Origin of the sequence: Fibrella musci, from assembly GCF_041321105.1 — a bacterium.
Lineage (GTDB): Bacteria > Bacteroidota > Bacteroidia > Cytophagales > Spirosomataceae > Fibrella > Fibrella musci.
Genome location: NZ_JBGGWD010000002.1, coordinates 433,889 through 451,878 on the forward strand (window position 1 = coordinate 433,889; position 17,990 = coordinate 451,878).

The following is a 17,990-nucleotide window of genomic DNA, read 5'->3' on the forward strand; positions in this document are numbered from 1 at the left end:
CCCATGACACCGCACCTACCGAACTTGTACGAGATTCTGGTCAATACATTTCGCTCCCTCATAACCCAGTTTGTCAGTTTTGTTCCGAATCTGATCGGCGCTATTGTCGTTCTGTCCATCGGCATACTGGTAGCCCGTATAACGGCCTCCGTAGTCAAGAAACTATTGCAGGGAGCCGGATTCGATCGTCTGGGCGATAAGCTCAACGAGATCGACATCATCCGACAATTGCAGACCGAGATCAAGTTAAGCGACATCGTTTCGAAGGTTCTATATTATTTCATCCTGCTCGTTTTTCTGTCGGCTGCCACCGAAACCCTGGGTATAGCGGCCATTACGGGTATGGTAACGTCGCTGGTCAATTTTATCCCGAAGCTCATTGCCGCCGCGATTATGTTGCAGGTTGGTGTGCTGGTTGCCGACGTGCTGAAGCGGGGCGTGGTAAGCCTTTGCCAGTCGTTTGGGATCGCCTCGGGGCGCTTGCTGGGTATGGTGGTGTTTTTCTTTTTTCTCATCATCACCATCATTTCGGCTCTGGGTCAGGCGGGCATTAACACCGAACTGCTGGAATCAAGTTTTAATCTGCTCATCGGCGGCATTGTCTTCGCCTTTGCACTCGGTTACGGCTTTGCCTCGCGCGATGTCATGGCCAATCTGGTATCGTCTTTCTACAGCAAAAGCCGCTTCAGAGAAGGGCAACTTATTCGCCTGGATGGCATTACGGGTCGGATTATTCAGGTCGATGCGACGGCTATAACGTTGCAAACCGGTACGTCTAAGACGAGTATCCCCATGCAGTTACTTCAAACAAAAACGATTGAATTCTTAGAAGCTTAGTTAGTACCAGTTAGTCTCATATACGTAACCAAACTTACCCATCATGCTTTGTAAAACGCTCTACGCGGCGGCCCTGATCGGCTGCACGCTGACGGCTGCTGCGCAGGACCCTACCACGACGCAGGTAACCACCAATTTCAAGGACACCGTTTCGGTAAAGAAAGACACAACCTACTGGCAAAAATCCATCACAGGCGGTATCAACTTCAATCAGGCCAGTTTCAGCAACTGGGTTGGCGGCGGCGTCAATTCGATCGCGATTGGGGGGGTTATGGCGGCGCGCGCGCTCTACGAGAAGGGTAAGACCTCCTGGGATAATACGGCCGACTTCCAGTTGGGCTACATTAGCCAACGAGGCGTTACGCGAAAAGCCTCCGATCAGTTGATTATCATTTCGGTACTGGGCCATAAAATTGCCCCAAAGTGGGATCTGTTCGCCTCAGGTACGTTCAACTCCTACTTTGCTCCTGGTTTTGTCTACGACAAACTACCGGCAGGCCAATCTGATTTTAAAGTGTCCAGCTTTTTTGCCCCGGCCCAGCTAACGTTTGCCTGGGGGGTTGCCTACAAACCAAACGACGAGTTCTCGCTGCGCCTTAGCCCCTTTGCCCCTCGTTTTACGTTTCTGGCCGACGATGCCGTTCGGTACCGCACGGGAGCCGACGGCGTGATCATCCCCGACCCTACCGCCAAGGCGTATGGGGTTGAGGCCGGGCAGTCATCGCGCTCGGAGTGGCTGTCGCTGCAACTTCAGGCGGTTTGGAATAAGAAACTAAGCGAGAATATAAGCCTGAACGCCCGGTATCAGCTCTACGCCAATTACCAGACGCTGAGTGCCATCGACCATCGAGTTGACCTGCTGCTCACGGCCAAGCTGAACCGGTACCTAAGCACAACGTTCGGTGTCATCGCGCTTTACGACAAAGACTTCTTCGATGGTTTGCAGCTTCAGCAGTCGCTTGGCATTGGGTTGATCTACAACGCCAGCACCTTCCGAAAAAAGTAAAAACATTGCATATTCGACTAGAAACCAATAGGTTTAATCAGGTCCTTAATCCATAAAATGTCTGTCTCATCCTAATCCAAACTGTTATGCTTAAAGAGTTTCGCACATTCATTGCCCAAGGTAATGTTCTTGATCTGGCCGTCGGTGTAATCATTGGCGCTGCCTTTGGTAAAATTACCACCTCATTGGTTGAGGATATCCTGAACCCAATTATTGGTTTAATTCTGCCAGCCGGTGACCTGGCACAGGCAAAAATCGTCTTGAAGGAGGCAGTCGGCACCGAACCGGAAGTTGCGATTCGTTACGGAAACTTTCTCAACATCGTCATTCAGTTTCTGATCGTGGCGTGGGTAATTTTTCTGATTGTGAAGGCAGCAAACCGGCTAAAACTTTCTAGTTCTGGGGAAGCCAAATAGTCGTTTGCAAATCCAACCCATAAAAAGCCCCGGACTAATCCTCCAGGGCTTTTTTGGTTATGCGTAGCTTTGTGAAATGTTAGATCGTCTTCTGTTCGCTGTCTTCTGTTGGTTCGCTGAGGTACCATTGGTGCGTTAATGAATCAACAGACGACAGTGAACAGCGAACATATAAACTTCTGTATGCGCTTAGTAATTCTTGGAGGGGGCGAATCGGGCGTAGGGGCTGCGCTGTTGGGGCAAGCCAAAGGGTATGATGTCTTTCTGTCAGACCGGGGCCTGCTGAAGGCCGCTTACAAACAAACGCTGGAGGCAGCGGGTATTCCATTCGAAGAAGGGCAGCATACCGAGTCGCTCATTCTGAATGCAACGGAGGTCGTAAAAAGTCCTGGCATTCCCGATACCGTTCCGCTGGTTACCAAACTGCGCACGCAGGGAACGGCCATCCTGTCGGAGATTGAGTTTGCGGCCCGGTATACCCGCGCCAAGCTGATCGGTATTACGGGCAGCAATGGCAAAACCACGACCACCCTGCTTACCTATCATCTGCTGAAAACGGCGGGCTACAACGTGGGGCTGGCCGGCAACATCGGTGAGAGCTTTGCCAAGCAGGTCATCACCGACACATTCGAGTACTTTGTGCTGGAACTCAGCAGTTTTCAATTGGATACGATGTATAAAACGCGCCTCGACACGGCGGTGCTGCTCAACATCACGCCCGACCACCTCGATCGGTACGGGTACGTGTTCCAAAACTACATCGACAGTAAGTTTCGGATCTTGCAGAACCTGCGCCCTTCCGACACGTTCATTTATTTCCGCGAGAACGTACCTACGATGCAGGAATTGGCGACCCGCCAACCCGACGTATATGCCTTACCGATTTCGCTCGAAAGTCGGCCGTCGCCCGGTGGGTACGTTGTCGACGGGCAGCTGACAGCGCAGTTTCGCGATCGAACAGTTCAGATCGACACGGCCAATTTACCGTTAAAAGGGCCTCACAACGCGCTGAATATGCTGGCTGCAACCTTGGCGGCGCTGTCAGTCGACGTACCTGACGAGGCCATCGCCGAAGGGCTGGGTACGTTCCAGAACGCCGCCCACCGCATGGAGCCCGCCGGCACGATCAACGTCAGTCACGGCCAGGTACGCTTCATCAACGACTCGAAAGCGACCAACGTCGATTCGGTCTTTTACGCCCTGTCGAGCATGGACGTACCCACAATTTGGATCGCGGGCGGTCAGGACAAGGGCAACGATTACAGCCAACTGGATGCCGTGGCCCGGCAGCACGTGAAGGCGCTAATTTGCCTCGGGGTTGATAACCAGAAACTGATCAGCCATTTTGGGGAGATGTTTGCCTCCATCCGCGAAACGCAAAGTGTGACCGAAGCAGTGCAGCTGGCGCTCGATCTGGCCCAACCCGGCGATGCCGTGCTCCTTTCGCCTGCCTGTGCCAGCTTCGATCTTTTCAAAAACTACGAAGACCGAGGTGAGCAGTTTAAGCAGGCCGTGAAATCTTTAATGAATAATGTAAAATGAAGAATGCACAATCGCTCTAGGCTTTCTTTACTTGTGCATCGATTCATTGCCCGTTGTGCATTATACATTAGTCATTCTCTATTCCGATAACCCATGACCCTCTCCATCCGCGATTTTGTCCGGGACAACCTGAAAGGCGACCGCCAAATCTGGTGGATCGTGCTGTTTTTGTCCATCCTGAGTGTGCTGGTCGTATACAGCGCCACGGGCACCATTGCCTACCAGAAAATGGGCGGCAATACCGAAGCCTACCTATTCAAGCATGGGGCACTGGTGGTGCTGGGCCTCGGCTGTATGTTTCTGGCGCACCGCGTCAACTACATTCATTACGCCAGGCTCTCCAAATTTGGGCTTTATCTGTCGGTGCCGTTGCTGATCTGGGCCTATTTCAAGGGTGCCAACCTCAACGATGCCTCGCGCTGGATCACCATTCCGCTGATCAATCAGACGTTTCAACCGTCCGATTTGGCCAAGCTGGCCCTGATTTCAAACCTGGCGGCGATGCTGGCCAAGCGTCAACGCGTAGCTTATGAACCGCAGGTGCTGGTCAATATGATCGGCTGGATTGGTCTCATCTGCGCCCTGATCGTGATCTCCAACGCTTCAACGGCGCTGCTGCTGGGGGCTACCTGTTTCCTGCTCATGTACATCGGGCGGGTACCGCGCGGTTATCTGGCGGGGATGGTGCTGTTTTGCCTCGTGGCAGGCGGTTTTGCCCTCGTTGTTGGGCAGCGGTATCAGACATTCGTGGGCCGGATCAGCCGGTTTCAGGACAACGAAAAGATCGACTTTCAGGTAGAGCAATCCTACATTGCGCTGGCCAACGGCGGCCTCACGGGGCAGGGACCCGGCAATAGCCATCAGCGCAATTTTCTACCGCACCCCTACTCCGATTTTATCTACGCCATCATTGTGGAAGAATATGGCTTGGTGGGTGGCATCGCGGTGTTGCTGGCCTATCTCTGGCTGCTGACGCGGGGGATGCGCGCCATCCGAAGTAGTACGCGGCCCTTTGGCGGGCTGCTGTCGGCGGGCCTGACGTTCAGCATCGTCATTCAGGCCATGATCAACATGTCGGTAGCTGTGGGGCTGGTACCCGTTACGGGGCTGCCCCTCCCGCTGCTCAGCATGGGCGGAACGTCGCTCCTCTTCACCGGCGCGGCCATCGGGATTGTCATCAGCGTTAGCCGCGACGAAGCCGACGAAAGTAAACTGTAACAAAATGTTGGATCGTCTACAGTCCGCTGTCTTCTGTTGGGTTGCTAAACAACAGGCTGCGCAACAGAAGACAGCGGACTGTAGACGGACAACTGGTTTCTATGAACGTAATTATTTCCGGCGGCGGCACAGGGGGGCATATTTACCCCGCTATCGCCATTGCCAACGAGTTGAAACGGCTCGATCCGACCACCAACATTCTGTTTGTCGGCGCTGAGGGCAAGATGGAAATGGAGAAGGTGCCCCGCGCCGGGTACAACATCGTAGGGCTCCCCGTAGTAGGTATTCAGCGTAGCCTGACGCTCGCCAACCTCGCCTTTCCGTTTAAGCTGGCCCGGAGTCTGCGGCGTGCCCAACAGATCGTGCGCGACTTCAAGCCCGATGTGGCCGTGGGGGTAGGTGGCTATGCCAGTGGACCTACGCTGCTTGCTGCTACCCGGCAGAACGTACCTGTGCTGATTCAGGAGCAGAATTCCTATGCTGGCCTGACCAACAAGGTGCTGGCGCGCTGGGCCAAGCGGATTTGCGTCGCATACCCCGGCATGGATGCGTTCTTCCCCGCCGATAAAATCCGGCTGACAGGCAACCCAGTCAGAAGCGATATTCAACTGGCCGATCAGCAGGTAGAGGCGGGGCGGGCGCAGTTTGGGCTAACGAACCGGGACGCCGGACCGGTACCCACCGTGCTTGTCATTGGAGGCAGTCAGGGCGCGCGCACGTTGAACGAAAGCATCGAGGCGGGCTTACCGCAACTCATGGCGGCGGGCGTGCAGGTGGTGTGGCAAACCGGTACGAGCTTTATCGGGCGAGCCAACGAAGCGGTGGCCAAAGCCGGCGCTACGAACGTACACCCCTACGAGTTCATCTATGAGATGGATCGGGCCTACGCCGTTGCCGACGTGGTGGTATCACGAGCGGGGGCGCTGTCGGTGTCGGAGCTATGCCTCGTGGGTCGACCGGCCATTCTGGTTCCTTTTCCCGCCGCCACCGACGACCACCAAACCAAGAACGCAATGGCCCTGGTTGAACGCGACGCGGCCCTGCTCGTGCGCGATCAGGACGCCCGGCAGAACCTGGTTACTGAAACACTCAACTTGTTAACCGATTCAGCAAAAAAAGAAAATCTGAGTAAACAAATTAAGCTCTTGGCATTTCCTAACGCAGCGTCTGACATTGCACAGGAGGTGCTGAAACTTACCTCAAGAAATAAATTAGTATAGACTGCTTGCCTGAGTGTAAATCATCGACTTACTTTTGTTTAACCACTCCTTCACATTCCTTTGAGTCATTCAACTTTATCCACCATTCGTAATGTTTACTTTCTCGGTATAGGTGGTATCGGGATGAGTGCGCTGGCCCGCTGGTTTCTGGTCAACGGCTACGCTGTGGCTGGCTATGACCGTACATCAACCGCGTTGACCGACGCCCTGACGGCCGAAGGAATGGCCATTCATTTCGATGAGGATGTAGCCAAAATTCCGGCCTCGTTTCGGGAAAATCCGTCCGAAACGCTGGTTGTCTATACACCAGCCGTTCCAAAAACGCATACCGAATACATCTACCTGACCGAGAACGGTTACACCCTTCAAAAGCGGTCGCAGGTGTTGGGCTGGCTCGCGGGCCGGATGACGACCATTGGCGTGGCTGGTACGCACGGCAAAACCACGACCTCTTCGATGGTGGCACACCTGCTACGTAATGCGGGTGTCAACTGCGCGGCTTTTCTGGGCGGCATTACGCAAAATTACGGCACCAATTTTCTGCTCAACGACCCTGCCGATGATCTCTCGAAGGTTATCTGTGTTGTTGAAGCGGATGAGTTTGACCGGTCGTTTCTGACGCTCTTTCCACAGTACGCGATCGTCACCTCAACCGACGCCGACCACCTCGACATCTACGGCGACCACGCCTCGGTCCTCGATTCGTTTGCCACTTACGTCGGTCAGATCAAGCCCGACGGTGTGCTGTTCATGCGCAACGGCCTGTCGTTGGTTGATAAAACGCCTGCGGAGGTACGTACCTATGCGTTGAACGGGGCCACTTACCACGCGGCCAACCTGCGTGTGGAGAAGGCTCGTTTTGTGTTCGATCTTGTGCATCCCGGCGGTACCATTACCGACATCCGGATGGTAATTCCGGGCTTTCATAACGTCGAAAACGCGCTGGCAGCATCGGCTGTGGGGCTGGAAGTAGGTGTCTCGCCCGAAGCCATTCGTGATGGACTAAACACCTATCGGGGGGTAAAGCGACGCTTCGAATACGTACTGGACACCGACCAGCTGGTGTTGATCGACGATTATGCGCACCATCCGGCCGAGGTGCAGGCGTTTCTGTCGTCGGTAAAGGCGCTTTACCCAGAACGTGATCTGACAGTCGTGTTCCAGCCGCATCTGTTCAGCCGTACCCGCGACTTCGCTGATGAGTTTGCGCAAAGCCTCTCACTAGCCGATAACGTGGTGTTGCTCGACATCTATCCGGCTCGCGAGCTACCCATCGAGGGCGTGACATCCGACAGTATCCTCCGTCACATTACCTCAAAGACCAAACAAATTAGTACCAAAGACGACCTGCTCGGCGTTCTGCGAGAAATGAACCCCTCGCTTGTCGTTACGGTTGGCGCGGGGGACATCGACCAACTGTTGCCCCTCCTGAAAGCAGAATTGAAGCCAATGGATAAAATAATCAATTAGCTGATTTAGCTTATTTACAGATGTTTTCTACTTTTAGTAACCGAAAAAAGTGGCTTTGGCGAGCAGCAGGCGGCTTAACCCTTTTTGGGTTGGTGGCGTTTACCGAGCAACGGCTGCGGCACACGCACTGCGAGTCAGTTGTCGTCCGGATCGACGGCACCGACGAGCAGCGGTTTCTGAATCGTAGAGATGTCACGGGTTTTCTGACCAACAACGGGGCCGAGCCTGTAGTGGGCAAAGCCCTGGATCAGATCAACTTTGGGCAGTTGGAGCAACGGCTTCGGCAATACGGGCTTATTCGGCGGGCGCATGTCTCCTACGATTTGGCGGGCAATCTGCTGGTCGATGTAGAACAGCCGCACCCGGTGGCCCGGCTGATCAGCAACGGTCCCGACGATGCCGTCCGGAGCGTGGGTGGTCAGTACATTAGTGACGAAGGGCGGTTTTTTCCGCTGTCGATGAATTACACGGCGCGGGTGCCGGTGGTGTCGGGCGAGTGGTTTCGGCAGCATCGGACTTTGGCCAACAAAGCGGGTGAACCGCTGCTGGCGTTGTTGCGCTACGTACGCGACTCCGACTTGTGGCGGGCGCAGATTGCCGAGCTAACCGTTGACGCGGCCGGTGAGGTGACCCTGTGGCCGCAGGTAGGTACGTACCGTATTGAGTTCGGAACGCCCGACGAGGTAGAGACGAAGTTTAAAAAAATAAAACTGTTCTACACGCAGATAGCACCCCGCAAAGGATGGGATCGCTACCAGCGGGTAAATGTGCAGTACCGTAACCAGTTAGTTTGCGAGTGATGACCCATCACCTTATGGATGACAAGATTGTGGTAGGACTCGACATCGGCAGCACGAAAGTGTGTGCGGTGGCGGGTCGGCTGTCTCGAAGCAGCAACAACCAGCCCATGCTGGAAGTGCTGGGCGCTGGCCGGGCCAGTTCGGAAGGTGTCACGAAAGGCAAAGTGATGAATATCAGCCGAACGGTCGAGGCGATTAACCGGGCCATTGAAGAAGTGTCGAATCAGTCGAATGTTGACATCGGGCTGGTCAACGTCAGCTTCAGCAACCACAACATAAATTCGCAAAAACAGCCCGGCAGTATCACCCGCCTCTCGCCCGGCGACGAAGTTACGCCCGCCGACATCGACCACCTGTTGCGCGACATGTACCGCACGCCCCAACTGGCGGGTAAAGAAATCGTGCACGTGCTGCCTATGGACTTTACGGTCGATAGCGAAACGGGGGTGGAAGACCCTGTTGGCCGAAATGGCGTCAAACTGGGTGCCGATTTCCAGATCATTACCACGCAGGCTGATGCCGCCGTCAACGTGCGTCGTTGCATCGAGCGCACGGCCAGCCACCTTCAACGCGATCAGGTGTTGTTGTCGCCCCTGGCTTCGGCCATGGCGGTGCTGACTCCGGAAGAGCGCGAAGCCGGCGTGGCGCTGGTCGATATTGGCGGTGGCACCACCGATGTAGCCATCTATTACCGGAATGTGCTGCGCCACGTGGCCGTGTTTCCCTGGGCGGGTAATTGCCTCACCAACGACATTCAGGATGGCTGCAAGGTATTGCCCCAACAGGCCGAACTGCTGAAGATTAAGTTTGGCAACGCCAACCCGACCACCTACCGCCTCAACGAAGTGGTGTCAGTACCGGGCTTACCGGGTCGCCAGCCCAAAGATGTGTTGCTACGCAACGTGTCGATCATTCTGAGCGAACGGTTAAAGGAGATTGCCGCACTCGTACAGGCCGAAATCATTCGGTCGGGCTATAAAGACAAATTGCTGGGTGGTATTGTATTGACGGGTGGCACCGCGCTCATCGAAGGCATTGACGAAGTGTTCCGAACCGTCACTGAGATGGATGTGCGTGTAGGGTACCCAGAACAATTGGAATACAATTTGCGTGCTGATCTGGTCAGCGATCCGGCTTACGCCACGGCGGTGGGGTTAGTGTGGGCTGGGTTCCGAAGCGTCGATGATCGGATTTCGTTCATCAGCGATCCGGGTTTGGTCAGTTCGGCACCAGTCAATGGTAACGGGCAGGGCCGTCCTGCGGATACTACTCGTCCGAATCCCGGACCGAAAGGTAACGCAGGTACGTCGCCGGTTAAGCCAGCCGACGATCCGGCCGACTCAGGTCAGTCTGGTGGTTGGCTTGCTTGGCTGAAAAAACTTATTAACCCAAAGCTTGGTGACATCAACGACTCGTATCGGGATTAGCCAATAATTTTGCCGGCCAAAAGCGGAATAAAGCCCGGGTTTGGCCTTGTTTCTGTACAATCGCTTACCCCATACACGCTTTACCACAACCTAACCGCCCCCCATGATTAATCGGACACCATTAAGGAATCAAGCTATGTTGGACCACGGATTTACCCTCGACATCCCCGAGCAAAACGCCCCTATCATCAAGGTCATTGGTGTGGGTGGTGGCGGTAGCAATGCCGTGCAACACATGCTTAAGATGGGTGTGAAGGATGTCGAGTTTGCTATCTGTAACACTGACCGGCAGGCCTTGATGAGCAGCGATGTAAAAACGAAGCTGAAACTTGGTACTGGACTGGAAGGGGCAGGTATGGACGTAGAGGTCGGCCGCCGGGCGGCGACCGAAAGCCTCGACGAACTCCGCAACCTCTTGGGTGGGTCTATCAAAATGGTCTTCATCACGGCTGGGATGGGCGGTGGTACCGGTACGGGTGCCGCGCCGGTTGTGGCTCAACTGGCCCGCGAGATGGGTCTGCTTACCGTGGCGGTTGTGACAGCTCCTTACAAGTACGAAGGGATCGACAAGCGTTCGCAGGCTGCGGAAGGGATCGAACTTCTGAAAAAGAGTTGCGACACGGTGCTGGTTGTGATGAACGACAAGCTGGCCGATCTGTATGGAAAACTCAGCATTCGGAAAGCGTTTGCGCACGCCGACAATGTATTGGCCACGGCGGTAAAAAGTATTGCCGAGGTTATTACCACCCGCGGTGATGTAAATACCGACTTCATGGACGTGAAGAAGGTGTTGCAGGATGCAGGACCCTCTGTGATGGGTTCGGCAGATGCCGAAGGCGAAGAACGGGCGCTTCATGCCATTCAGGAGGCGCTCAACTCGCCGTTGCTGAACGATAGCGATATCCTGGGTGCCAAGCGCATTCTGCTCACGATCTCGTCGAGCTCGGAGTACGAAGCCACGCTGGAAGAGCAAACTATTATCTCCAACTACATCGTAGAGAAGATTGGTGAAGAAGCGCGCCTGTTTAAAATTGGTGCCATCTTCGACGACTCGCTCGGTGCCCGGATGCGGGTAACAATCATTGCGGCGGGTTTCGAAACCAATATGGATGGCATCATTGCTCCGCTGCCTATTGCCAAAGAAGAGCCGGCCAAACCCGCTGAGGTGGTTGAAACACCAGACCAAACGCCTGTTACCGCAGAAGCCGACAAGCCTGAGCTCGTACTCGACGAGGCGGGCGTCAGTACGCCCACGTTCACGCACAGCGGTCCGGTTCCGGTGCCACCTGTACCGGGTCCGTATGCCAACGGGCTGGGAGCCAATGATCATGCCGGCTACAACGGCATTACACTGAACCCCACGCGGCCCGACGACTCGGAAGAGGTGAAACAACTCATCAACGATTTCCTGCAAAACCGCTTCAGTGAGCGTGAGCTGGAAGCACCGGCCTTCAGCCGTCACCGGGTAATGCTGTACGAAATTCCGCTACTGCCCGATCATGAGCTCATTCGCTCACGGTTGTTCGACTAGGCGACCGGCATTTAATTCAATCTTTACTAGCACGGGCTTTGGCTCGTGCTTTTTCGTTGGTACACAATGAACCCAACCTTTCCAATCGTTCGGCAAGCGATTCTGGCTCAAGAGCAACCCGAACGTGCGTCTTTCGTAGCTCGTTATTTCAAGACACAACCGGGTCAGTATGGCGAGGGCGATGTGTTTCTGGGTCTGTCGATGCCGCAGCAACACGCATTGTCCCGGCAATTTCGGACGTTGCCGATCGCAGAAACCGAGCAACTCGTGCAGGACCCGTACCACGAGTGCCGTATGGTTGGCCTACTGATCTGGAATGAACAAGCCAAACGCGGGGGAGCGGTAGTCAGGCAGGAGTTGGCCGACAGGTACGTTGCCAATCGGCAGTTTATCAACAATTGGGACCTGGTGGATAGCAGTTGTCCCACTACGCTGGGATTGCACTTGCTCAACAATGACCGGGCAGTCCTATACGAACTGGCCCAACAGGATCATTTATGGAGCCAACGGATTGCGCTGGTCACCACCTGGCAATTTATCCGGCACAGTCAGTTTGGCGATACGTTTGCGTTGGTCGATCAACTGATGACTCACCGCCACGACCTGATTCACAAAGCGATGGGCTGGATGTTGCGCGAAGTGGGCAAACGTAACATCGACGCTCTTGATGAGTTTTTGCACGACTATGCCCGTCGATTACCTCGTACAACCCTGCGCTATGCACTCGAACGACACGACCCTGCCTCTCGTCGGGAATTTATGGCCAGATGAGGCCTGACGGCCGAGGATTGGGCGCACACCCTCAAACATCAGCCAGCAAACAGCCAACCTCGCTTTCCCCTTCGTATCTTTGCTTTCTTTTAGCTCGACAAACATGTCTTGGTTTATACGAAAGGATAAGGGCATTCAGACCCCGACCGAAATGAAGCGGGAGGCCCCCGATGGGTTGTGGTATCAGTGCCCGAACTGCAAACAGGTGATGCACACCCGTGAGCATAAGCTGAACGCATACACGTGTGTCCATTGTAATTACCACGAAAAAATCGGCTCAGACGCCTATTTCTCGCTGCTTTTCGACGGTAATGAGTTTACTGAACTCGACGAGAACATGATCTCGGCAGACCCGCTGGGCTTTACCGATACCAAGCGATACCCCGACCGCATCCGGGCTACCATGGCTAAAACAGGCCTGAAAGACGCCGTCAGGACCGCTCACGGCCCAATGAACGGCACCGAAATCACGATCGCCTGTATGGATTTTGGCTTCATCGGTGGGTCGATGGGCTCGGTGGTTGGTGAGAAGATCGCCCGCGCCATTGATTATGCGCTGGCCAACAAAACGCCATTTTTGATGATCTCCCGCTCGGGCGGTGCCCGAATGATGGAAGCCGGGTTCTCGCTGATGCAAATGGCAAAAACGTCGGCGAAACTGGCGCGGCTCTCAGAGGCTGGCCTTCCCTACGTATCCTTGCTAACCGACCCCACCACAGGTGGCGTAACCGCCTCTTATGCTATGCTGGGCGACTTCAATATTGCCGAGCCAGGGGCGTTGATCGGTTTTGCCGGTCCGCGCGTGATTCGGGAAACCATCGGCAAAGACTTGCCGAAAGGCTTCCAGAGCGCCGAATTTGTACTGGAACATGGCTTTCTCGACTTCATCGTCGACCGTAAAGACCTGAAAGACAAGCTCAGTAGCTTGTTGAAAATGTTACAATAAACGAGGCGTGTTCACCACAGAGACACAAAGAGCACAGAGAAAAAGGTTTTGCTTTTAAACTCTGTGCTCTTTGTGTCTCTGTGGTGAACACGCCTACTTGGTTCTATGCGCCTCGTTCGTCACCCGGTTTTGTGCAATTATTACGTCACGTACCGCTGTAACGCAACGTGTGGCTTTTGCGACATCTGGGAGAAGCCTTCACCTTATGTGACGCCCGAACAGGTGCAGGCGAATCTACGCGATCTCCGGCGGCTGGGCGTGCGGGTTATCGATTTTACTGGTGGCGAGCCACTGCTTCACCGCCAATTGCCCGAGCTTTTGGCCGAAGCCAAACGGCAGGGCTTCATCACCACCGTTACGACCAACGGATTGCTGTATCCCAAACAGGCCGAACGGCTGCGGGGATTGGTCGATATGCTCCATTTCTCGCTCGACTCACCCGATGCCGACGAACACGATCGGGGACGCGGGGTACGTTGCTTCGACAAAGTGATGGAGTCAATTACGCTGGCCAAATCACTAGGCGAGCGTCCCGACATTCTGTTTACGGTATTCGACCACAATATCGACCAGATCGAGGCGATGTATGAACAGATCTGTCGCCCCAATGGACTGGTCCTGATTTTGAATCCGGTGTTCGAGTACAACGGCGTCGGGGGTACGTTGCCAGAGTCGGCGCTGCAAACCCTTACCCAATGGGGCAACCGACCCGGCGTTTACCTGAACGATGGGTTTGTGCAGCTTCGGCGCGACGGTGGTAACCACATCAACAAGCCCGTTTGCCGCGCCGCCAGCACCACCATCGTGATCTCACCGCAGAATGAGCTGGTGCTCCCCTGCTACCACCTTGGCCTGCAAACGTTCCCGATCGACGGTCAGCTTCACGACCTGTATCGATCAGCCGCAGTGCAGCAACTGGTGGCGCTTGAAGGTCGGCTGCCCGCCTGCGAGGGATGTGCTATCAACTGCTACATGCAGCCTTCATTTGCCGTAGAGGTGTCTAAATACTGGTGGAAAGCCTTACCGAGCACGCTCAAATACAACCGCATGAAGGGCACCTGGAAGCAACTGTTGCCAAGTCGCTAATCATCGGTTTCACGGCTTCACCACTTTCTTAACGACCTGTTGCCCATTGCTTTCGGCGCGGATCAGGTACGTTCCCGCAGCTAAACCACTGATATCAAACGCGTGGCGACGGATCTCAGCGGCCTGCTTCAGTTCGACTGACTGATAAACGCGCCCCTGACTATCCAGCAATGCCAACGTAACGGGTTTAGGCAAAGCAGTCATCAGTTCGATTTGCACTAAGCCGTTGGTTACAGGATTAGGAGCAACCCGCAAGTCCAGATTTACTGCATCAACTGACAGGGCCGTAATAGTATTCAATGGCTCTAGTCGGGCAGGTTCATAGGCAGGCGGCGGCACGGGCGTACCACCCCGATCGATAACAATCAGCATCAACTCTTGCTGAGCCTGACTGATCAGCACACCCGCTCGCCACTCGAATACCAGAATCACAGCCGAATAGCGCCCCTGTTCTATGGGTACGTTCCAGTTGAGTTGGCCCGTTCGCGGATTAAGCCGGTACGCACCCACCTTCCTGACATCATTAGGAAACTGATAGCCAGTAACGACCGAAAAACTGCTGCAAAATCGGGTTGGCTCCGATCCTGGTTCGAGGCTGCTCGTCGGCACTGCTAGTCCATAAGAAAGGCTGTCACAATCGGCATCCGTTGCGGCCAACGATAACGACACGGGCTGATTCAACGCAACCACTAAACCCGACACTGGAAAGGCCAACACTGGCATCTGATTGGCTATCCCTACCTGTACGATAGCCTGGATGGCGAAGTTCAGGCTCGAAGATTGACCATTGTTGATATTTCGGATGTTATTGTTCCGGTTTGATGTCGACGCCCGAAGCTGGTAAACGCCGGGGCCACTGTAGGTATGCGTGACTGTATACTGGTCCATCGATATGATGCCAGCAACATCGCTGGTTGTTATTCGCTGGCTGCTTGTGCGGTAGATGTCGACTGCGCTGCCATCGCCAAAACAAACCGGCAGCGTCTGGGCTACGTCGGCCGGAGCGGCGCCTTCCACCCGATTATAGTACATCGTCACCGTGATTCGCTGGGTACTGGCTTGCCCGGGCACAGGTACTGTTCGGATGTATCCACCCAGAATATGCGTGGCAAATGCAGCTGGCCCAACCAGTAGGGCAACCAAAAATCCATAAAGCGTGCGCATAAAGGTAACGGAATAGACGTGAGCGTTTAGTTATCCCTATAACTCACTAACTGGCCGTTTCCGTATACACTATTCAATCAATTATGTCGCGTTCTGGCCGTAGGTTTACACTCATGTTTGCTCGTTCGCTACTCATCCTGTTGACGCTGCTGATTCTAAGGCCCGCTGCTTCGGCGCAACCCTTGCCGGGTACGTCCATACCGGGTACGTCGCCTGGCGAGTCAGGCATCAATCAGGGGCGTTTCATCGGTGTGGTGGTTGGCACGGCGGCGTTTTATACCATCACGCTGATTCTGCTGAAAAAGCAGTGGTACAAGAAAAAACAGCCGTTCCACACGTTCAATGATAATGGCGAATGGCTGCAAATGGACAAGGTGGGCCACATGGCCACGGCCTACTGCATGAGCCGGGGCGGCTATGAACTGATGCGCTGGAGCGGCGTCGATGAGCGGGCCAGTATCCTGACGGGGGGGCTGTTGGCGTTGCTGTTTCAAACTACGCTCGAAGTGTATGACGGCCATGCCGAAGGCTGGGGGTTCTCCAAAGGCGACATGGTCGCTAACGTGGCGGGTACGGCGCTGTTTATGGGGCAGCAGTTTGGTACGGGGCAGCAGGTGGTCTCGATGAAATACGGCTTCCGGAAAACGATTTATCCCCCTTTCCGGCCCAATCTGCTTGGTAAAACAACCGGACAGCAGATGCTGAAAGATTACAACGGGCAGCAATACTGGCTGTCGGTCAATCTGGCGTCGGTATTGCCGGTTGGGCCATCGTTTCCGCGCTGGCTGAATCTCGATCTGGGCTACAGCGGTAGTGGCATGACGGGTGGCCACGACAATCCGCCCATGGTCGACGCAGCCGGTAAACCCATTAAATTTGAGCGCTTCCGGCAGTTTTTTCTCTCGCCCGACGTAGACCTGTCGCGCATCAATCAGCCTGACCCGCTGCGGCCGCTACCCTGGCAGCGGTTTGTGGGCACAGTGCAGTTTTTCAAAATTGCCGCCCCCTCACTCGAATATAATCGAGTCAATAAACTTCGCTTCCATCCGCTGCTTCTACCGAAAGAATAGAGTTCCACCAGGTACGTTAGGTGATTACTAAACCTACGTACCTGACCCAACTTGCGCAGTTATGGCCCAACTGCTGCCGCCCGCTTTCGTTACCACGGATGTGGTCATACAGCGTACCGAATTAATATAAGTAAAGCTATACTGGGCGGTTTAGACGGTCAAGGTGCCATTGTCGTGCCGTTTATTCATGGTCTTCTTCTCCCGCCGACAAATTCATGATAAGCAGCTACTATGATCACGTCGCGAAGGGCAAGCTTACTTCCTTGCCAGCCAGGCCACCACGACGAGGCAGGCGGCAAACCAAGCAAACGGCAGGCGTAGGTCGATCACCGACAAGGCCCCGAAGACCAGCGTCGTGCCGAAACTCGCCAGCCCCTGCATGGCCTGATTGAGGCCGAAAATTTCGCCGCGGTCGTTATCGGTTGTCTTCTGGGCCATCAGCCCTTCAATTAGCCCCTGAATAAGCGAGTACGTAAAACAGTCGATGGTGACGATGACGTAGAGCCACACGCGCGACGTACCCACCAGGCCATACGAGGCCAACACGGGTGCCCCAATGGCCGCCAGCCAGAAGATCCACCGTTGTTGATTGATGCGATCCGCAATGAACCCGTAAAATCCGTAGCTGATCGCCACGCTCAGCCCGCCGAAGTACATGAAGAAATACGAGATGTCGGTGGCGTTCATCTGCATAGCCCCCAAGCTCACGTAGGCGACGAAATAGTTGTAATAACCCACGGCCATCGTGAGCGCCACCTGCATCAGCACCAGATTCAGTAACCCCGGGTGCTCACGTTCTTTTTGCCGAAGCCGAGCCAGCAGACTACCTACGTTCAGCGACTGCGCCAACGCCGCTTTCAGATCGGCCCACAGTACGCCTTTCGTGTTGGCAGCGCTATCGTTGGGGTGCGTTTCGCGCAGCAAGAAACTCAAGACCACGTTCAGCCCCGACAAGACCACGGCCATCATAACAACGTACCTGGCCTGCTCGACGGGCTCCGTCAAGTTGAGAGTGGTGATGAGCAAACCCGCTATCGCCGGGCCAATCACGAAGCCGAGCGAGATAATTGCCCCCTCGATGCCGAGGTTACGAAACAGTGCTTCTTTAGGCGAAATATCAGTAATGGCCGAACGCACGGTGGCATAAAGGCCATTGGTCAGCCCGTCGCTGAGGCGATTGGCCAGGTACGTTCCCATCCTGACGGGCAACAGCAGGCAGTCGGCCAGGAACGTACCCAGCGCCGACAGTCGGAATATGGGTTTACGGCCGTACGCATCGGACAGTTTGCCCAGCAACGGGGCCGATACCAACTGCACACCCAGAAACAGCGACGTACCCAGCGCCAGCCAAAGTTGCGGCTGAGTATGGCCGCGCACGAACTCGGGAAGCACAGGCCCGATAATTGACCCGACCACGACGTCGAGAAAAATAATGGCGTAAATATGGAGCAGCCGCCGGTCGTTGAACATGCCCGCGAAGGTACAC

Annotated in this window: 16 protein-coding genes; 14 read left to right on the forward strand and 2 right to left on the reverse strand. The window is 54.9% G+C overall.

The features are described 5' to 3' along the window. The first annotated feature begins 3 nt into the window (after nt 1-3). From ACAW74_RS07525 to ACAW74_RS07585, 13 genes are all read left to right on the forward strand, one after another. A complete protein-coding gene (locus tag ACAW74_RS07525; RefSeq protein WP_370697575.1) occupies nt 4-837 on the forward strand; it encodes a mechanosensitive ion channel family protein in 834 nt (277 codons plus the stop codon). Nucleotides 838-880: 43 nt separating this feature from the next. Further along, nucleotides 881-1,843, forward strand: a complete 963-nt coding sequence (locus tag ACAW74_RS07530; protein WP_370697576.1) for a DUF3078 domain-containing protein — start codon at nt 881-883, stop codon at nt 1,841-1,843. 86 nt (nt 1,844-1,929) lie between these two features. Next, nucleotides 1,930-2,259, forward strand: a complete 330-nt coding sequence (gene mscL, locus ACAW74_RS07535) for a large conductance mechanosensitive channel protein MscL (protein WP_370697577.1) — start codon at nt 1,930-1,932, stop codon at nt 2,257-2,259. Between the two features lie 183 nt (nt 2,260-2,442). Next, on the forward strand, nt 2,443-3,801 hold the full coding sequence (gene murD, locus ACAW74_RS07540) for a UDP-N-acetylmuramoyl-L-alanine--D-glutamate ligase (protein WP_370697578.1): 1,359 nt from the start codon (nt 2,443-2,445) through the stop codon (nt 3,799-3,801). Nucleotides 3,802-3,894: 93 nt separating this feature from the next. Continuing rightward, a complete protein-coding gene (locus tag ACAW74_RS07545) occupies nt 3,895-5,019 on the forward strand; it encodes an FtsW/RodA/SpoVE family cell cycle protein (RefSeq protein ID WP_370697579.1) in 1,125 nt (374 codons plus the stop codon). Between the two features lie 101 nt (nt 5,020-5,120). Then, complete coding sequence (gene murG / locus ACAW74_RS07550) at nt 5,121-6,239, forward strand: undecaprenyldiphospho-muramoylpentapeptide beta-N-acetylglucosaminyltransferase (RefSeq protein WP_370697580.1); 1,119 nt, start codon at nt 5,121-5,123, stop codon at nt 6,237-6,239. Between the two features lie 123 nt (nt 6,240-6,362). Continuing rightward, on the forward strand, nt 6,363-7,709 hold the full coding sequence (gene murC / locus ACAW74_RS07555) for a UDP-N-acetylmuramate--L-alanine ligase (protein WP_370698028.1): 1,347 nt from the start codon (nt 6,363-6,365) through the stop codon (nt 7,707-7,709). A 20-nt stretch (nt 7,710-7,729) separates the two neighbouring features. Next, on the forward strand, nt 7,730-8,509 hold the full coding sequence (locus ACAW74_RS07560; RefSeq protein ID WP_370697581.1) for a cell division protein FtsQ/DivIB: 780 nt from the start codon (nt 7,730-7,732) through the stop codon (nt 8,507-8,509). Beyond that, the gene (gene ftsA / locus ACAW74_RS07565) at nt 8,509-9,936 is read left to right on the forward strand and encodes a cell division protein FtsA (RefSeq protein WP_370697582.1); all 1,428 of its coding nucleotides are present in this window, start codon (nt 8,509-8,511) and stop codon (nt 9,934-9,936) included. The genes ACAW74_RS07560 and ftsA overlap by 1 nt, the downstream gene beginning before the upstream one ends. 136 nt (nt 9,937-10,072) lie before the next feature. Continuing rightward, entirely contained in the window at nt 10,073-11,467 is a 1,395-nt protein-coding gene (gene ftsZ / locus ACAW74_RS07570) for a cell division protein FtsZ (RefSeq protein ID WP_370697583.1), read from the forward strand. 66 nt (nt 11,468-11,533) lie between these two features. Then, nucleotides 11,534-12,238: a DNA alkylation repair protein gene (locus ACAW74_RS07575; RefSeq protein ID WP_370697584.1), complete on the forward strand. Its 705-nt coding sequence runs from the start codon at nt 11,534-11,536 to the stop codon at nt 12,236-12,238. A gap of 103 nt (nt 12,239-12,341) precedes the next feature. After that, nucleotides 12,342-13,184: an acetyl-CoA carboxylase, carboxyltransferase subunit beta gene (gene accD, locus ACAW74_RS07580; protein ID WP_370697585.1), complete on the forward strand. Its 843-nt coding sequence runs from the start codon at nt 12,342-12,344 to the stop codon at nt 13,182-13,184. 105 nt (nt 13,185-13,289) lie between these two features. Continuing rightward, nucleotides 13,290-14,270, forward strand: coding sequence for a radical SAM protein (locus ACAW74_RS07585; RefSeq protein WP_370697586.1), 981 nt, complete (start codon nt 13,290-13,292; stop codon nt 14,268-14,270). Nucleotides 14,271-14,279: 9 nt separating this feature from the next. Here ACAW74_RS07585 and ACAW74_RS07590 read toward each other — a convergent pair whose 3' ends face one another. Next, on the reverse strand, nt 14,280-15,434 hold the full coding sequence (locus ACAW74_RS07590) for a T9SS type A sorting domain-containing protein (protein WP_370697587.1): 1,155 nt from the start codon (nt 15,432-15,434) through the stop codon (nt 14,280-14,282). A gap of 113 nt (nt 15,435-15,547) precedes the next feature. Here ACAW74_RS07590 and ACAW74_RS07595 point away from each other — a divergent pair, with 113 nt between their 5' ends. Next, nucleotides 15,548-16,504 (forward strand): DUF2279 domain-containing protein, encoded by a 957-nt coding sequence (locus ACAW74_RS07595; RefSeq protein WP_370697588.1) that lies wholly within the window; start codon nt 15,548-15,550, stop codon nt 16,502-16,504. A 255-nt stretch (nt 16,505-16,759) separates the two neighbouring features. Here the strand turns inward: ACAW74_RS07595 and ACAW74_RS07600 are convergent, their stop codons facing one another. After that, entirely contained in the window at nt 16,760-17,974 is a 1,215-nt protein-coding gene (locus tag ACAW74_RS07600; protein WP_370697589.1) for an MFS transporter, read from the reverse strand. Between the last annotated feature and the right edge of the window lie 16 nt (nt 17,975-17,990).